The 14,762-nt window shown below is 65.6% G+C and carries 16 protein-coding genes; 4 read left to right on the top strand and 12 right to left on the bottom strand.

Features of this window, described 5'->3' with window-relative positions; all coding sequences use genetic code 11:
- Positions 1 to 40: 40 nt before the first annotated feature.
- Positions 41 to 733: a 2OG-Fe(II) oxygenase gene (locus AAC014_RS00980; protein WP_339703051.1), complete on the bottom strand. Its 693-nt coding sequence runs from the start codon at positions 731 to 733 to the stop codon at positions 41 to 43.
- Positions 730 to 1,818 (bottom strand): bifunctional DNA-binding transcriptional regulator/O6-methylguanine-DNA methyltransferase Ada, encoded by a 1,089-nt coding sequence (ada, locus tag AAC014_RS00985; RefSeq protein WP_339703054.1) that lies wholly within the window; start codon positions 1,816 to 1,818, stop codon positions 730 to 732. The genes AAC014_RS00980 and ada overlap by 4 nt, the downstream gene beginning before the upstream one ends.
- Positions 1,819 to 1,981: 163 nt before the next feature.
- Between ada and AAC014_RS00990 the strand changes: the two genes are divergently transcribed.
- From AAC014_RS00990 to AAC014_RS01000, 3 genes are all read left to right on the top strand, one after another.
- On the top strand, positions 1,982 to 2,896 hold the full coding sequence (locus AAC014_RS00990) for a sulfite exporter TauE/SafE family protein (protein ID WP_339703057.1): 915 nt from the start codon (positions 1,982 to 1,984) through the stop codon (positions 2,894 to 2,896).
- On the top strand, positions 2,893 to 3,639 hold the full coding sequence (locus AAC014_RS00995) for a TIGR02186 family protein (RefSeq protein WP_339703060.1): 747 nt from the start codon (positions 2,893 to 2,895) through the stop codon (positions 3,637 to 3,639). Before AAC014_RS00990 ends, AAC014_RS00995 begins: the two co-directional genes overlap by 4 nt.
- A 123-nt stretch (positions 3,640 to 3,762) precedes the next feature.
- On the top strand, positions 3,763 to 5,391 hold the full coding sequence (locus tag AAC014_RS01000; RefSeq protein ID WP_339703939.1) for a DUF87 domain-containing protein: 1,629 nt from the start codon (positions 3,763 to 3,765) through the stop codon (positions 5,389 to 5,391).
- Here AAC014_RS01000 and AAC014_RS01005 read toward each other — a convergent pair.
- Complete coding sequence (locus AAC014_RS01005) at positions 5,388 to 6,326, bottom strand: LysR family transcriptional regulator (RefSeq protein WP_339703063.1); 939 nt, start codon at positions 6,324 to 6,326, stop codon at positions 5,388 to 5,390. The two genes, AAC014_RS01000 and AAC014_RS01005, sit on opposite strands and share 4 nt — an antisense overlap.
- Before the next feature lie 93 nt (positions 6,327 to 6,419).
- On the opposite strand from AAC014_RS01005, the gene AAC014_RS01010 reads away from it, so the two are divergent.
- Positions 6,420 to 7,034 carry an NAD(P)H-dependent oxidoreductase gene (locus AAC014_RS01010; protein WP_339703066.1) on the top strand — a complete coding sequence of 205 codons (615 nt, stop codon included), beginning with the start codon at positions 6,420 to 6,422 and terminating at the stop codon, positions 7,032 to 7,034.
- 3 nt (positions 7,035 to 7,037) lie between these two features.
- Here AAC014_RS01010 and AAC014_RS01015 read toward each other — a convergent pair whose 3' ends face one another.
- The 9 genes from AAC014_RS01015 to AAC014_RS01055 all read right to left on the bottom strand — a co-directional run bounded on the left by AAC014_RS01015 (position 7,038) and on the right by AAC014_RS01055 (position 14,607).
- Positions 7,038 to 8,264 carry a dipeptidase gene (locus tag AAC014_RS01015; RefSeq protein ID WP_339703069.1) on the bottom strand — a complete coding sequence of 409 codons (1,227 nt, stop codon included), beginning with the start codon at positions 8,262 to 8,264 and terminating at the stop codon, positions 7,038 to 7,040.
- Positions 8,265 to 8,287: 23 nt separating this feature from the next.
- Positions 8,288 to 8,641, bottom strand: a complete 354-nt coding sequence (locus AAC014_RS01020) for an iron-sulfur cluster assembly accessory protein (protein ID WP_339703072.1) — start codon at positions 8,639 to 8,641, stop codon at positions 8,288 to 8,290.
- The gene (locus AAC014_RS01025) at positions 8,638 to 9,093 is read right to left on the bottom strand and encodes an SUF system Fe-S cluster assembly protein (RefSeq protein WP_339703075.1); all 456 of its coding nucleotides are present in this window, start codon (positions 9,091 to 9,093) and stop codon (positions 8,638 to 8,640) included. Before AAC014_RS01025 ends, AAC014_RS01020 begins: the two co-directional genes overlap by 4 nt.
- Positions 9,090 to 10,295, bottom strand: a complete 1,206-nt coding sequence (locus tag AAC014_RS01030) for a cysteine desulfurase (RefSeq protein ID WP_339703078.1) — start codon at positions 10,293 to 10,295, stop codon at positions 9,090 to 9,092. Before AAC014_RS01030 ends, AAC014_RS01025 begins: the two co-directional genes overlap by 4 nt.
- The gene (locus AAC014_RS01035; RefSeq protein ID WP_339703081.1) at positions 10,292 to 11,044 is read right to left on the bottom strand and encodes a SufD family Fe-S cluster assembly protein; all 753 of its coding nucleotides are present in this window, start codon (positions 11,042 to 11,044) and stop codon (positions 10,292 to 10,294) included. Before AAC014_RS01035 ends, AAC014_RS01030 begins: the two co-directional genes overlap by 4 nt.
- Entirely contained in the window at positions 11,041 to 11,781 is a 741-nt protein-coding gene (gene sufC, locus AAC014_RS01040; RefSeq protein ID WP_121051633.1) for a Fe-S cluster assembly ATPase SufC, read from the bottom strand. The genes AAC014_RS01035 and sufC overlap by 4 nt, the downstream gene beginning before the upstream one ends.
- Before the next feature lie 5 nt (positions 11,782 to 11,786).
- A complete protein-coding gene (sufB, locus tag AAC014_RS01045; protein ID WP_339703084.1) occupies positions 11,787 to 13,253 on the bottom strand; it encodes a Fe-S cluster assembly protein SufB in 1,467 nt (488 codons plus the stop codon).
- Positions 13,253 to 13,675: an SUF system Fe-S cluster assembly regulator gene (locus AAC014_RS01050; protein WP_339703086.1), complete on the bottom strand. Its 423-nt coding sequence runs from the start codon at positions 13,673 to 13,675 to the stop codon at positions 13,253 to 13,255. Before AAC014_RS01050 ends, sufB begins: the two co-directional genes overlap by 1 nt.
- Before the next feature lie 83 nt (positions 13,676 to 13,758).
- Positions 13,759 to 14,607, bottom strand: coding sequence for a helix-turn-helix domain-containing protein (locus AAC014_RS01055; RefSeq protein ID WP_121051343.1), 849 nt, complete (start codon positions 14,605 to 14,607; stop codon positions 13,759 to 13,761).
- Positions 14,608 to 14,762: the final 155 nt, after the last annotated feature.

The following is a 14,762-nucleotide window of genomic DNA, read 5'->3' on the forward strand; positions in this document are numbered from 1 at the left end:
AGTTGTCATACGCAAAATCTGATAGGGTCGCCGTCCTCCCCTATAGGGCATCGTGGAAGATAATCCCGAGGGTTCGCCGCTCGCCGCGTTCGATGCTGGAAACGCCGTGGCGCAGCTGTGTTCGATACGCGCCGCGCGGGCCTTGCCGCGGCCGGTCGCGCACCGGCAGGATGGTGACCGCGCCCTGCGGCGCCAGCACCGCCTCGCAGCGTGATTGGCGGCGCGGGCGATTCTCGACGAGCACGAGCGCGCCGCCATCGAAATCCACCCCCGGTCGATCGAGTTGGACCACCAGCTGCAGTGGGAAATGCACCGGGCCGTAAAGATCCTGGTGCAGGCAATTGTAGTCCCCAGGCCCATAGCGGAGCAGCAGCGGCGTCGGCCGCATCTGCCCGGCGGCGCGGCAGCGTTCGATGAGTGCCGCGTGCGTCGGCGGCCAGTCGGCGGGCAGGCCGAGGCGCTCCGCCCAGCCGTTCGCGATGCGTGCAAGATGCGGATAGAGCGCATCGCGCAGCGACGCGACGACGGGCGGCAGAGGGTAGGCGAAGTAGCGGTAACTGCCCCGCCCATAGCCGTGCCGGGCCATCACCACCGTACTGCGAAACGCGGCGTCGTCGTTGAAGCTCTCCGCCAAAGCAGCGCAGGCGTCGGCATCGAGCAGCGGCGGCGTCACTGCGTAACTGCGCTCCTCCAGCATGGCTTCAAGCGCGTTCCAGTCGAGCGCGATCGTCATGCCCCACGGCCCTGCTTCCGCTCGACGTCCAGAAGCGCGCGCTTCCGCTCCACACCCCAGCGATAACCGCCGATCCCGCCGTCGCCGCGCAGAACACGGTGGCAGGGGACCAGAACGGCGACCCGGTTCGCGCCGCAGGCGGATGCTGCAGCGCGGACGGCGCTGGGCGCACCGATCCCGGCGGCGACTTCCGCATAAGAGACGACGCTGCCGCTCGGCACGCTGAGCAGGAAGCGCCAGACCTTCATCTGGAATGCCGTGCCGCGCAGATCGACAGGGATATCGGGATGCGGCGCACCTTCCGCGAGATACGCCCGAAGCGCATCGATCCAGGCATCGAGCTGCGGCGACGCGGCGGCATCCGAGGGCGCGATGTCGGCGCGCGGGAATTCGGCCTGCAACCGGGCGACGAGCGTGCTTTCATCATCACCGAAATCGACTGCACAAACGCCTCGTGTCGTGGCCGCCATCAGCAGCAGGCCGAGGCCGGTCGGGCGGCACGCCCACGCGATCGTTTCACCTGCACCGCCCGCGCGGTAGGCCGCGGGGGTCATGCCGAGATGGCCGTCCACCCTCTCGTAGGCGCGGCTCGTCGATCCGAAACCGGCCTCGAAGATCGCACCCGCGACGCCGTCGCCCTCTTTCAGGCTGGCCTTCAGCCGCTTCATCCGCAGCCCCGTCTGGAATGCTTTCGGACTGACGCCGATCACCGCCGTGAAGGCCCGCTGCACCTGGAAGCTGCTAAGTCCCGCAATCTCCGCGAGACGAGCGAGCGGCAGCGGCGTATCGGCGTGCGTCTCGATATAGCGCGCGAGCGACGCCATCTTCTCCGCTGCCGGATCGCGCCCCTCGATCGCGCCGGGGCGGCAGCGCAGGCACGCCCGGTAGCCGTCCGCCTCGGCAGCCATACCGCTTAGATAAAAGCGCACGTTCTCGCGCTTCGGGGTTCGCGCCGGGCACGACGGGCGGCAATAGACCCCCGACCGTTTCACGGCATAGACGAACCGCCCATCGAACGTGCGATCCCTTCGCACGACGGCATCCCAGAATATCGGCTGATCGGCCAATTCCGTTTCCATGATCATCTGCTCCTCCTTTTCGGACAGGCCCGCAAGCTAGGCGCGCCGGAAGCGGCAGACGTTCCGATCCTTGCAGCGATACGCACGGCCCAAATTTTGTCTCGATACAGGCGCATATTGGCGGCAAAGGTGGTGGCGGGAGACTCCCCGCTGGGTTAGTCAGGACGGCATGGACATCTATCTCCCGATCGCCGAACTCAGCGTCAATTCGCTGGTGATTGTGGGGTTCGGCGTTCTTGTCGGCTTCATGTCCGGCATGTTCGGCGTCGGCGGCGGCTTCCTGACCACGCCGATGCTGATCTTCTATGGGATTCCACCCGCGGTTGCGGTCGCATCGTCCGCCACGCAGATCACCGGATCGAGCGTCTCTGGCGCGCTCGCGCACTGGCGGCGCGGCGGCGTCGATCTCAAGATGGGGGCCGTCCTCGTGGCGGGCGGCATTGTGGGCTCCGGGATCGGCTCCTACGTGTTCAAGCTGCTCCAGAAAATCGGCCAGATCGATATCACCATCTCCCTGATCTACGTGGTGTTCCTGTCGACGATGGGCGGACTGATGCTCGTGGAATCGTGGCAGACGCTGCGGCGCGCGCGCGCCGGCGAAATCCGCCGCGTGAAGCTGCACCCGCACATCCCGTTCATCGCGGCACTGCCGTGGAAGATGCGTTTCTACAAGTCGGGCCTCTACATCTCCCCACTCGCGCCGTTCGGCATCGGCGTGGCTGTCGGCATCCTGACCTTCATCATGGGCATTGGCGGCGGCTTCATCATGGTGCCGGCAATGATCTACCTGCTCGGCATGTCCGTCTCGGTCGTGGTCGGCACCTCGCTGTTCCAGATCGTGTTCACGACCGCCGTGGTCACGCTGCTCCACGCCGTACAATCGAAAACGGTCGATATCGTGCTTGCGCTGATGCTGCTGATCGGCGGTGTCATCGGCGCGCAGATCGGCGCGCGCATGGCGCAGCGCCTGCCGCCTGAAAAACTGCGATTCGGGCTCGCGCTACTCGTCGTCGCGGTGGCGATCCGCCTGCTCGTGGGCCTGACGTGGACGCCGAGCGAGCTTTATTCGGTCTTTACTGAATGAAGCGGTTCTGGCTGCCCCTGTTCCTTCTGCTGCTGCCTGCGGCAGCGCCGCCGCGGCTGATCACCGATATCAGCCACAGCAAGATCGACATCGTCTACAGCTTCGCGGGCGCCGAACTGCTGATCTTCGGTGCGATCCAGTATCCGGGCGGGCAGACACCCGACGAGCGCCCCGACATCGCAGTGATCGTGCGCGGACCGCCCGAAGCGGTGACAGTGCGACGCAAGGCGCGCGTCGCGGGCATCTGGATCAACACGCGCGCGGTGCGCTTCGAGACGGCGCCGTCGTTCTACAGCGTCGCGACCACACGCCCGATTTCGGAGCTGGTCAACGACGAGACGGCGGCGATTTACGAACTCGGCCTCTCGCACCTGCAGCTTTCGCCGGTTTCGAGCGATGCCGGCGATATCCGCACCTTCGAGCAGGGCTTCCTCAGCCTGCGCCGCCGGGAGGGCCTGTATGCTGATGACGCGCAGGGGGTCGAACTTACCGAAAACGTGCTTTACCGCGCGCGCATCCAGATCCCGAGCCAGGTGCCGGTGGGCAATTACACGGTCGAAATCCACCTGATCGACGAAGGCAAGGTGGTGGCGAGCGCGATGCGCGAGATCAGCATCGACAAATCCGGCTTCGAGCGGCAGGTTTCCGTCGCCGCCGAGGAGCACAGCTTCTCCTACGGGATGCTTGCGGTCGTGCTGGCACTGCTGCTCGGCTGGGGCGCCGGGCTCTTTACGCGGCGATAAACGCTTCTTTATCCCTTCGCTGTTACACCGCTGCGGCAAAGCCTTATCGCAGTGAAGGAGTACGTCTTGGATCAGTCGTTCATGCCGGTGAGCCCGTCGTCGGCCGATGGTCACAACGTCTTCATGCAGCCGCAGAAGGCCGCCAGCCTGCCAAGCACGTGCGTGATCGGCCGCGTGCGCGAGATCGCGGGCGGCTCGGCGATCTGCAGCTTCGATCCGACGCAGCTGAAGGCGATCTCCGGCCACGAAGACACGACCGTCGCCATGTCCGGGCAGGTCGGCAGCCAGGTGAAGATGCGCGTCGGCGACCTCTGGCTGCTCGGCAACGTGCGCGACATGCGCCTGGATGAAGCGGGCGCCGTCATTCTCTCGCACATCGACTTCCTTGGCGAAGGCCCCGAAGATCCCGCGACCGGATCGATGAAAGCGTTCCGCCGCGGCGTGACGCGCTATCCGGTGCCCGGCGATCAAGTTTTCACGGTCTCGCGCGCCGACCTTGTGCTGGTGTTCGCCGCCGAAGACCGGCCGCACATCGAGATCGGCACCGTCTACCCCACCGAAGACGTGCGCGGCTCACTGCTCATCGATGCGATGCTCGGCAAGCATTTCGCGCTGCTCGGCTCAACCGGTACGGGTAAATCGACGAGCGCGGCGCTGATCCTGCACCGCATCGTCGAGAAGGCGCCCAAGGGCCACATCATGATGCTCGACCCGCACGGCGAATATGCCGCGGCGTTCAGCTCGAACGGCATGATCTTCAACGTCGACAACCTCAACCTGCCGTACTGGCTGATGAACTTCGAGGAACACTGCGAGGTGTTCATCACCACGGACGGTTCCGAGCGCGAGAAGGACATGGACGTGCTGGCCAAGTGCCTGCTCGCCGCACGGTCCAAGAGCCGCATCGCCGAATCGCTCGGCAAGATGACGGTCGATTCGCCGGTGCCCTACCTGCTTTCAGACCTGCTCGGCGCCATCAACGCGCAGATGGGCAAGCTCGACAAGGCGAGCGACCTCGGGCCGTACATGCGGCTGAAAACCAAGATCGAGGAGCTGAAAGGCGATCCGCGCTACGCTTTCATGTTCAACGGCCTGCTCGTTTCGGATTCGATGGCGCCGTTCCTTTCGAAGATCTTCCGGCTTCCGGCAGAAGGCAAGCCGATCTCGATCGTCGACCTTTCGGGCGTGCCCTCCGACATCGTGACCGTTGTGGTCGCGGTGCTTGCGCGCATGGTGTTCGACTATGCGATCTGGGCACGGCGCGAGCCGCAGCGGCCGATCCTGCTCGTCTGCGAGGAGGCGCACCGCTACGTGCCCTCGGACCGCGAGACAAAGGGCGTCGCGGTTCGCAAGGTTCTGGAACGCATCGCCAAGGAAGGTCGTAAATACGGCGTTTCGCTGGGCCTCATCACGCAGCGCCCGTCGGACCTTGCCGAAGGCGTGCTCTCGCAGTGCGGAACGATCATCTCCATGCGCCTCAACAACGAACGCGACCAGATGTACGTGCGGAACGCGATGCCGGAAGGCGCGCGCGGCTTCCTCGATTCGATCCCCGCGCTCCGCAACCGCGAATGCATCATCTGCGGTGAGGGTGTTTCGATCCCGATCCGCGTACGGCTCGACGATCTCGCGCCGCAGCTTCGCCCGGCATCGGACGACCCACTGTTCAGCCAGCTCTGGACCGAGGAAGGCGACGAGGCGGGAATCCTCAGCCGCACGATCCACCGCTGGCGTGGGCAAGGTCGCGGCTAGGAAGCAGCCTTTATCGCGGCCCAGCAGGGATCCCACGTCGGTTCCGGGCCAAAGCGCGCGGCAAGGAAATCGACGAGGGCGCGGACCCGCGCCGTCGCGCTACGGCCGGGCGGCATGACCGCGTAGAGGCCCGTTTCGGCCGGCGCCCATTCGGCGAGCACGATCTCCACGCTTCCTTTCGCGAGCGACGGCGAGGCGATGAAGGTGGGCAGCATGGCGATGCCGAGGCCCGCTTCCACGGCGGCGAGCAGCATCTCGCCGCTGTTCGCACGAAGCCGCGTGCGGCCCTTCACATATTCGCTGCGCCCGTCGATTTCGAACCGCCAGGCTTCCGAAGGCGCGACATTTGCGTACTGAAGCACGTCGTGATCCGCGATTTCGCGGGGATGCGACGGCGTTCCCATGCGCGCAAGATAGGCGGGGCTGGCGATCGCGAGCGCGCGGATCGGTGCGAGCTTGCGCGCAATAAGTGTCGAATCGGCAAGCTGGCCGATGCGGACGGCCAGATCGAGCCCCTCGCCGATTATGTCGGCACGGCGGTCGTCGAAGGCGATGTCGAACTCGACGCGGGGATGCGCGGCGGCGAACTCCGCAAGCGCGGGCGCGAGGTAGGCGAGGCCGAACGAAAGCGGCGCGGAAAGGCGGATCGGTCCTGCGATCTCGGCCATCGCGGCAGCGACCGCATCACGGGCCGCTTCCAGCCCGGCAATCGCCTCCCGAACGCGCCCGAAATAGTCCACGCCGACATCCGTCGGCCGCGCGCCCTGCGCGCTGCGCGTCAGCAGCCGGGCGCCAAGCGCGGCTTCGAGCCGCGCGACGCGGCGGCTGACGATCGACTTCGAGATGCCGAGGCGCTCCGCTGCGCGGCTGAAGCTGCCGGTTTCGACGACCGCGACGAGCGCCGCGATATCGGAAAGATCGCTCGACTGTTCCATTTCATGCAACCCCGGTGTTCGTGTTGCTGCGCTATCGGCAACACCGGTCGCACATTAGCTAGGGGTCTGCAACCGAGAACAAGGACCAGACCCATGCAGAACATTCTTGTCGTGCAAAGCAGCGCACTCGGCGACGCATCGGCGTCGCGGAGCCTGATCAACGATTTCCTTGCGGTCGTCGGAACGAACACAAACGTCGCGACCCGCGACGTCGGTGAAAACCCCCTGCCGCATCTTTCGGGCGCGACGCTCGGCGGTTTCAGCGGCGCCGACAGCCCGGAGGCGGCTGCTGAACGCGCGCTTTCCGATGAACTGATCGCCGAACTTCAGGCCGCGGACGTCGTCGTGATCGGCGCGCCGATGTATAATTTCGGTATCACCTCGAACCTCAAGAGCTGGTTCGACCGCGTCCTGCGCGCTGGCGTTACCTTCCACTACACGGCGGAAGGGCCTGTCGGTCATCTTTCCGGCAAGCACGTCATCGTCGTCGAGACGCGCGGTGGCTTCTACAGCGAAGGAGACGGCAAGGCGCTCGACGCGCAGGAGCCGCACATCCGCGCCATGCTGAACTTCATCGGCATCACCGACATCACGTTCGTCCGCGCCGAACGCCTGGCGATTTCGCCCGAAGCGCGCACGGAATCGATCGCCGCTGCGGCTGATGAACTCAAAAAACTCGGTGCAGAGAGGTTCGCTCTGGCTGCGTAGTGTCTAGCTACCGAACCTCACCTCGCTCGGCCCGCGCTCAGCCTTGAGCCGGGCCGAGACCTTTTCGGCCTGACGCATCGCACGCAGGATGTTGCCGCTGGCGATCTTCGCGAGATCGGCCTTCGAATAACCCCGCTTCTGCAATTCAGAGAACAGCGCCGGGTAATCCGCGACCGTGCCAAGCCCGTCCGGATAGCTTCCGAGACCATCGAAATCCGAACCGATCCCGATAACGTCGATCCCCGCCACCTTGCGGATGTGATCGATATGATCGGCAACCAGCGCCACGTTCGCGTGCGGCTGCGGATTGGCCGCGCGCCAGTCCGCAAGTCCCTTCTCGACGAGATCCGGCCGATCCGGGTGATCGTAATCGAGCCTCGCTTTCTGCGCGGCTTGCTCGCGGTGCCACGCCGCCACCTTTTCCGTCACCGCATCCTCCGCGAAGAACACCATGATGACGCCACCATTGTCCTTGAGGCGCACGAGCACGTCGTCCGGCACGTTGCGCGGCCGATTCTGCACGGCTTTTGCCGCCGAGTGGCTGAAGATCACCGGTGCGGCGCTCAGGTCGAGCGCGTCGTGCATCACCTTCGGCGTCACGTGGCTGAGATCGACGAGCATCCCGAGGCGATTCATCTCGCGCACGACGTCCTTGCCGAAGGGGGCGAGGCCGTTGTGCCTGGGCGCATCGGTGGCGCTGTCGGCCCACGCCGTCGTCTTGCCGTGCGTCAGCGTCATGTAGCGCGCGCCAAGAGCATGGAACTGGCGCAGCACACCGAGCGAATTGCCGATGGAATGGCCGCCCTCCACGCCGAACACCGAGGCGATCTTGCCCGCCTTCATGGCACGTTCGAAGTCGTCGACCGTGCTGGTCTTGACGAGCATCGACGGGTTCGCATCGATCAGGCGCTGCATGATATCGATCTGGTCGAGCGTCTGGCGAACGGCTTCGGGGCCTTCGGTATCGGCCGGCACGTAAACCGACCAGAACTGGCCGCCGACGCCGCCCGCCTTCATCATCGTGAAATCGGTGACGACCTTGCCGCGCAGCCGCTCCGGCAGGTTGCGGAAATCGAAGTCGCTGGTGCGACTGCCGTTTTCCTCACGCAGCGCCCACGGCAGATCATTGTGACCATCGACGATGGGCGCCGGCACCGCCGAAGGCAGCGATTGGGCGTGGGCAGTGGTGGCAAGGATGGCGGCGGCGAAAGCGATACGAAGTGTTTTCATCCCACTTTCGTAACCGCAAAGCGTCAGACGGTGAAGCTTTCTCCGCAGCCGCAGCTGCCTTTGGCGTTGGGGTTTTCGAAGACAAAGCCGGCGGCGAAATCGTCTTCCTTCCAGTCCATGCGACTGCCGATCAGGTAGAGCAGCGAGCCGCCATCGACGAACAGGGTGCCGCCGGGCGTTTCTATGCGCTCGTCACCCGGCTTCGCCTCGGCGACGTAATCGATGCTGTAGGCAAGGCCCGAGCAGCCGCGCCGGGGCGTCGACAGGCGCACGCCGAGCGTGCCTTCGGGCGCGCGCGCCATCATCGCGGCGATGCGCGCATTGGCATTTTCGGTAAGCGCGATGGGCGCGGGGCGTTCGCGGACGATTGTGCTCATAGCATTCCAAGCTCCAGCTTCGCCTCGTCGGACATCTTCTGAGGATCCCAGGGCGGATCCCAGACGAGGTTGACCTCCGCCGAGCCGACGCCCGGCACGCTGCCGACGCGAATTTCCACCTCGGCGGGCATCGATTCGGCGACCGGGCAGTGCGGCGTTGTGAGCGTCATGGTGACGACGGCGTGATCGTCCACGATATCGACGCCGTAAATCAGCCCGAGATCGTAGATGTTCACCGGAATTTCCGGATCATAGATTTCGCGCAGTGCCTGGATGACCTGATCGTAGACGCTGCCGCCCGGGGCGCCGGGATCGGGCGCGGCGGGTTTCTGGCTGAGAAAGCCTTCGAGATAATCCGCCTTGCGCCGCGCGTCCTGAAGCACGGGACGCTCCGGCGCCGAAGGTGCAGCGTCGACGTTTTCGACGGTGTAGGGCCGCGTGTCCTCGCTCATCCAAAAATCCTCTTCACCCGCGCGATGCCGCGAAGCAGCCGATCGACATCGCTTTCATCGCTGTAGACGCCGAAGCTGGCGCGCGCCGTGGCCGGCACGCCGAGCAGGTCCATCAGCGGCTGGGCGCAGTGATGCCCGGCGCGAATGGCGACGCCTTCTTCATCCAATATGGTGCCGATGTCGTGGGGATGAACCCCTTCCATCGCGAAACTGACGATCCCGCTGGAATCCTCGGGCCCGAACAGGCGCAGCGAATTGACCTTGCGCAGCTCTGTGCGCGCGAGACCCGCGAGGTGCCGTTCGTGCGTGTCGATGACATCCAGACCGATCGCCGACACATAATCCATGGCGGCGGCGAGGCCGACCGCGCCGACGATGTGCGGTGTGCCTGCCTCGAAGCGGGTGGGCGCGGGCGCGTAGGTGGTCTTTTCGAACGTCACCGTCTCGATCATCGAGCCGCCGCCCTGCCACGGCGGCATCGCGGAGAGGATATCGCCGCGTGCCCACAGCACACCGATGCCCGTGGGGCCGTAGAGCTTGTGGCCCGAGAAGGCGTAGAAATCGGCGCCGAGCGCCTGCACATCGACGCCCATGCGCGGCACCGCCTGACAGCCATCGACGAGCAGCTTCGCACCGACAGCGTGCGCAGCGCGGGCGATGCGGGCGATATCGGCCACCGAGCCGAGCACGTTCGAGACGTGGGCGACGGCAACGAGCTTGTGCGCGGGGGTGAGCATCGCTTCCAGCGCGTCTTCATCGATGCGGTGGTCGGCGGTGAGCGGGGCGACATCGATCTCGATGCCGGTGCGGTCGCGGAGGAGCTGCCACGGCACGATGTTCGAATGATGCTCCAGCCGCGAGAGCAGGATGCGGTCGCCGGCCTTGAGGGTCATCCCCCACGTCTGCGCGATGAGGTTGATCGCCTCGGTCGCGCCGCGCACGAAAACGATCTCGTTCGGGCTGGCGGCGTTGATGAAACGCGCGGCGGTATTGCGCGCCGCTTCGAAACGCTCGGTCATCGTCGCCGAGCGCGCGTAAACGCCGCGATGCACGGTGGCGTATTCGGGGCCGTAGGCGGCAGCGATAGCGTCGATCACGGCCTGCGGTTTCTGCGCGGTGGCGGCGGAATCGAGATAGGCCCAGTCGGCCACTCCCGGGAAATCCGCGCGGCGCGAGGCAGTGATCGGCGTCAGCGCGTTCATGCGAGCTGCTCCAGCGCGCCGAGCGCGGCGGCTTCCAGCGTTTCGCGTGCGTCGGCATCGTCCATGCCCGCGAAGGCATCGGCGAGGAACGCCTGCAACAGCAGACGCCGCGCTTCGGAGGGGGGCAGGCCACGGCTGGTGAGGTAGAAATATTGCGTCGCGTCGAGTTCGCCGACGGTGGCGCCGTGCGCGCATTTCACGTCGTCGGCGAAGATTTCAAGCTCGGGCTTGGCGTTCGCGGTGGCGGTGCGATCGAGCAGCATCGCCTTCACCGACTGCGCGGCGTCGGTTTTCTGCGCGCCGCGATCGACGGCGACCTTGCCAAGATAGGTGCCGGTGGCTTGGCCCGCGAGGACGGTGCGCACGGTCTGGCGGCTGGTGGCATTGGGCGCGGCGTGGCGAACATGCGTGACGATTTCGAGCGTGGTCTTGCCGCCCGCGACCTGCGCGGCGCCGAGTTCGAAATGTGATCCTTCGCCGAGCGTGATGTCGAGCGCGACGCGGCCATAACGGCCGCCGACGTTGAGGATGTGGATGTCGAGACGGGCACCGTCTGCGATGGTGATGGTCCAGTCGCGCACCGACACGGGCTGCGCGGCGTCCGCCACGAGCGTGAGCGCGCGGGTTTCGCCTGCAGGAACGGCGATGGTTTCGGACTGGACACCGGCGGGCCAGACCTCGCCCAGCGCGTCAAAGTCGCTGTAGCGCCAGGCTTCGTCGCGGCGGGTGGGGATTGGCAGGGCGTTCACGCCGCCAGCTCTCCATAGCCCTCGCGTTCGAGCGCGTGCGCCAGCTCAGGCCCGCCGGAGCGGACGATGCGGCCGCCCGAGAGGACGTGCACCTTGTCCGGCTTCACGTAATCGAGCAGGCGCTGATAGTGCGTGATGAGCAGGAAGCCGCGCTCGGGCGAACGCAGCCGGTTGATGCCGCCCGCGACCGTCTTCAGCGCATCGATATCGAGGCCGGAATCAGTCTCGTCGAGCACCGCGAACTTCGGGGCGAGCAGCGCCATCTGCACCATCTCGTTGCGCTTCTTCTCACCGCCTGAGAAGCCGACGTTCACGCCGCGCTTCATGTGATCCATCGTGAGATCGAAGGCATCCGCCTCGGTGCGCGCAAGCCGCATGAAATCGGCCGCCGAGACGTCCGGCTCGCCGCGCAGCTTGCGCTGGGCGTTGAGCGCGGTGCGCAGGAAGTTGAGGTTGGAAACGCCGGGGATTTCGACCGGATATTGCAGCCCGAGGAAGAAACCGGCGGCGGCGCGCTCGTGCGGTTCCATGGCGAGGAGATCCTTGCCGTCGAAGGTCACCGAACCCGAAGTTGCCTCATAGCCTTCGCGGCCCGCAAGCACGTAGCCGAGCGTCGACTTGCCCGAGCCGTTCGGGCCCATGATGGCGTGGACCTCGCCGGCACCGACTTCGAGCGTCAGCCCCTTGAGGATTTCCTTGTCGCCGACGTTGGCGTGGAGATTTTCGATCTTGAGCATGGCCATCAGCCGACGCTTCCTTCCAGACTGATGCCGAGGAGCTTCTGCGCTTCCACGGCGAATTCCATCGGGAGCTGCTGGAGCACCTCCTTGGCGAAACCATTGACGATGAGTGCAACCGCCGCTTCCCGGTCGAGCCCGCGCGACTGGGCGTAGAAGAGCTGATCGTCGCTGATCTTGCTCGTCGTCGCCTCGTGCTCGATCTGCGCGCTGGGGTTCTTCACTTCGATATAGGGCACGGTGTGGGCGCCGCATTCGGAGCCGAGCAGCAGGCTGTCACACTGGGTGAAGTTGCGCACGCCTTCGGCCGAGGGGCCGACGCGGACGAGGCCGCGGTAAGTGTTGTTCGAGCGGCCCGCCGAGATTCCCTTGGAGATGATCGTGGAGCGCGAGCCCGCGCCCAGATGGATCATCTTCGTGCCGGTATCGGCCTGCTGCCTGTTGTTGGTGAGCGCGACCGAATAGAACTCGCCGACGCTGTCCTTCCCCGAAAGCACGCAGGACGGATATTTCCACGTGATCGCCGAGCCGGTTTCCACCTGCGTCCACGACACCTTGGAGCGGTCGCCCCGGCAGTGCGCGCGCTTGGTGACGAAGTTGTAGATGCCGCCCTTGCCGTTCTCGTCGCCCGGATACCAGTTCTGGACGGTGGAATATTTGATCTCCGCGTCTTCGAGCGCGACCAGTTCGACGACGGCGGCGTGGAGCTGGTTCTCGTCGCGCTGCGGCGCGGTGCAGCCTTCGAGATAGGAGACGTACGACCCCTTCTCGGCGATGATGAGCGTGCGTTCGAACTGGCCGGTGTTTTCCGCGTTGATGCGAAAATAGGTCGACAGCTCCATCGGGCAGCGGACGCCTTCAGGCACATAGACGAAGGTACCGTCCGAGAAGACCGCGCTGTTGAGGCAGGCGAAGAAATTGTCGCGCACGGGAACGACCGCACCGAGATATTTCTTCACGAGGTCCGGATATTCGCGGATCGCCTCGCTGATCGACAGGAAGATGACACCGGCGCGCTTCAATTCCTCGCGGAAGGTGGTGGCGACGGAGACGCTGTCGAAGACCGCATCGACCGCGACCTTGCGGGCGCCCTCGACGCCGGCAAGCACCTTCTGCTCCTCGATGGGGATGCCGAGCTTCTGGTAGGTGAGCAGGATCTCAGGGTCCAGCTCATCAAGCGACTTCAGCGTCGGCTTCTTGCGCGGAGCGGCGTAATAAAATGCGTCCTGATAATCGATCGGCGGGATGGAGAGCTTCGCCCAGTCCGGGTGTTCCATGCCCAGCCACAGGCGGAACGCCTTCAGGCGCCACTCCAGCATCCATTCGGGCTCGGCTTTCTTCGCCGAAATGAAGCGGACGGTGTCTTCATTCAGGCCCTTGGGCGCGAAATCGGATTCGATGTCTGACGAGAAGCCCCACTTGTACTTGGACTGCTCCTTGGCCATCGCCAGCGCTTGTTCGTTCGCGGCCATCAGGCAAGCTCCCTCACGGGCTCGGCGGCGAGGATCGCGGCGAGGGTGACGTCGGCGAGCGCATCGCGGACGCGCGCGTTGATGAGCGGCCAGTGCGGGCGCACGGCGCAGTTCGCCTCCAGCCCGCAATCCGTGTCGCCGTGCAGGCACTGGGCGATGGCGATGGGGCCGTCCACCGCCTCGACAATGTCGGCGATGCTGATCGACGCCGCGTCGCGGCCGAGCTGGACGCCACCCGTGACGCCGCGTGCCGATTCGAGGAGGCCGGCGCGGGCGAGGATGCCGGTGAGCTTGGCCGCCGTCGGCGCCGGGACGCCGGTTTCAGCGGCGAGTTCGGCCGCCGAAAAGCGGCGCGAGGGCGCGCGCGCCGCAGCCGTCATCACGACGACAGCATAGTCAGCAAGGTTCGTGAGGCGGATCACATGGGTTCCCGGCGCTAAATCAGACGAAATCGGTCCGGCTTATGTGGGGAACCGGACGCCGGAGTCAAGCGGCGGGCATGCCTCTAGCTGACGAGCGAGAGCCTGGGAAGCGTCGGAAGCTGGCGGCGCAGGCGGATGCTGTGACTCATCACCGCAGCGCCGTTTGCAGCGAACTGCGTGGGCGTCATCCCCACGAACGTGCGGAACTCGCGGATGAAATGCGACTGGTCGTAGAAATCCTCCCCCGCGATATCGAACCAGCGCGCATCGGGATCGACACTGATCTGCACCGCCGCACGCAGCGCGCGATATTTGCGCATCAGCAGCTTGGGCGGCGCTCCGTAGGTGCGTCGGCACAGGCGTTCCACCTGCCGCGCCGAGCGATCCGCGACACCGATCAATGCGTCGACACCCCCGGGGCTGCCACGCACGAGCCAGTCTTCCACCAGCATTCCAAAGCCGAGATCCTGCCGCGCGGCCTGTCGCCGTGCCATGGAAAGGAAAAAGGCGTCGGCCGCCGCGACGAGATGATGATCGGAGGCGCCGTTCTGCATGCGGCACAGCGCCGAACGCGCCGCGCTTCCGGCAACATCCTCCAGCGGCAGCATCGTGTCGGCCATCTCGTCGGAATCAACGCCGAAAAAACGCATCCAGCCATCGGACATGATCCCGGCGCCGAACACCAGTGCCGGGCCTTCGATCACCATGCCGAGCGGCAGGCAGCGCGGGCCGAACAGGCTGGCGCCGAGACCGCGCCGCACGCTGCCATCTGGCCAGGTGAGACTGGAATCGCCGCGAATCAGAAAGCGGACATTGGGAAGCTCCGCACGCATCACATCGGTGATGCGCCCCGGGCCGATCTCGACGACATAATAGCTCGAAAGCAGCCGCCGAAGCGGCGGCGATGGCGAGTAGTAGCGCATCGAGAACATGAGACTGCGACCGACCTTTCGTGCACCCTGCCTGAGCCGAAAGTTCCGGCACAGATACCAAAGCTTGCGGCGCCCGGCGAGTCGCTGTTCGCAACCGACAAAAAAACGGGGGGTCCGGGTTGGAGCGGACCCCCCGGTCAGTCGGGGTCGTGGAT

The sequence above is a fragment of the uncultured Sphingosinicella sp. genome, from assembly GCF_963974575.1.
Classification (GTDB): domain Bacteria; phylum Pseudomonadota; class Alphaproteobacteria; order Sphingomonadales; family Sphingomonadaceae; genus Sphingosinicella.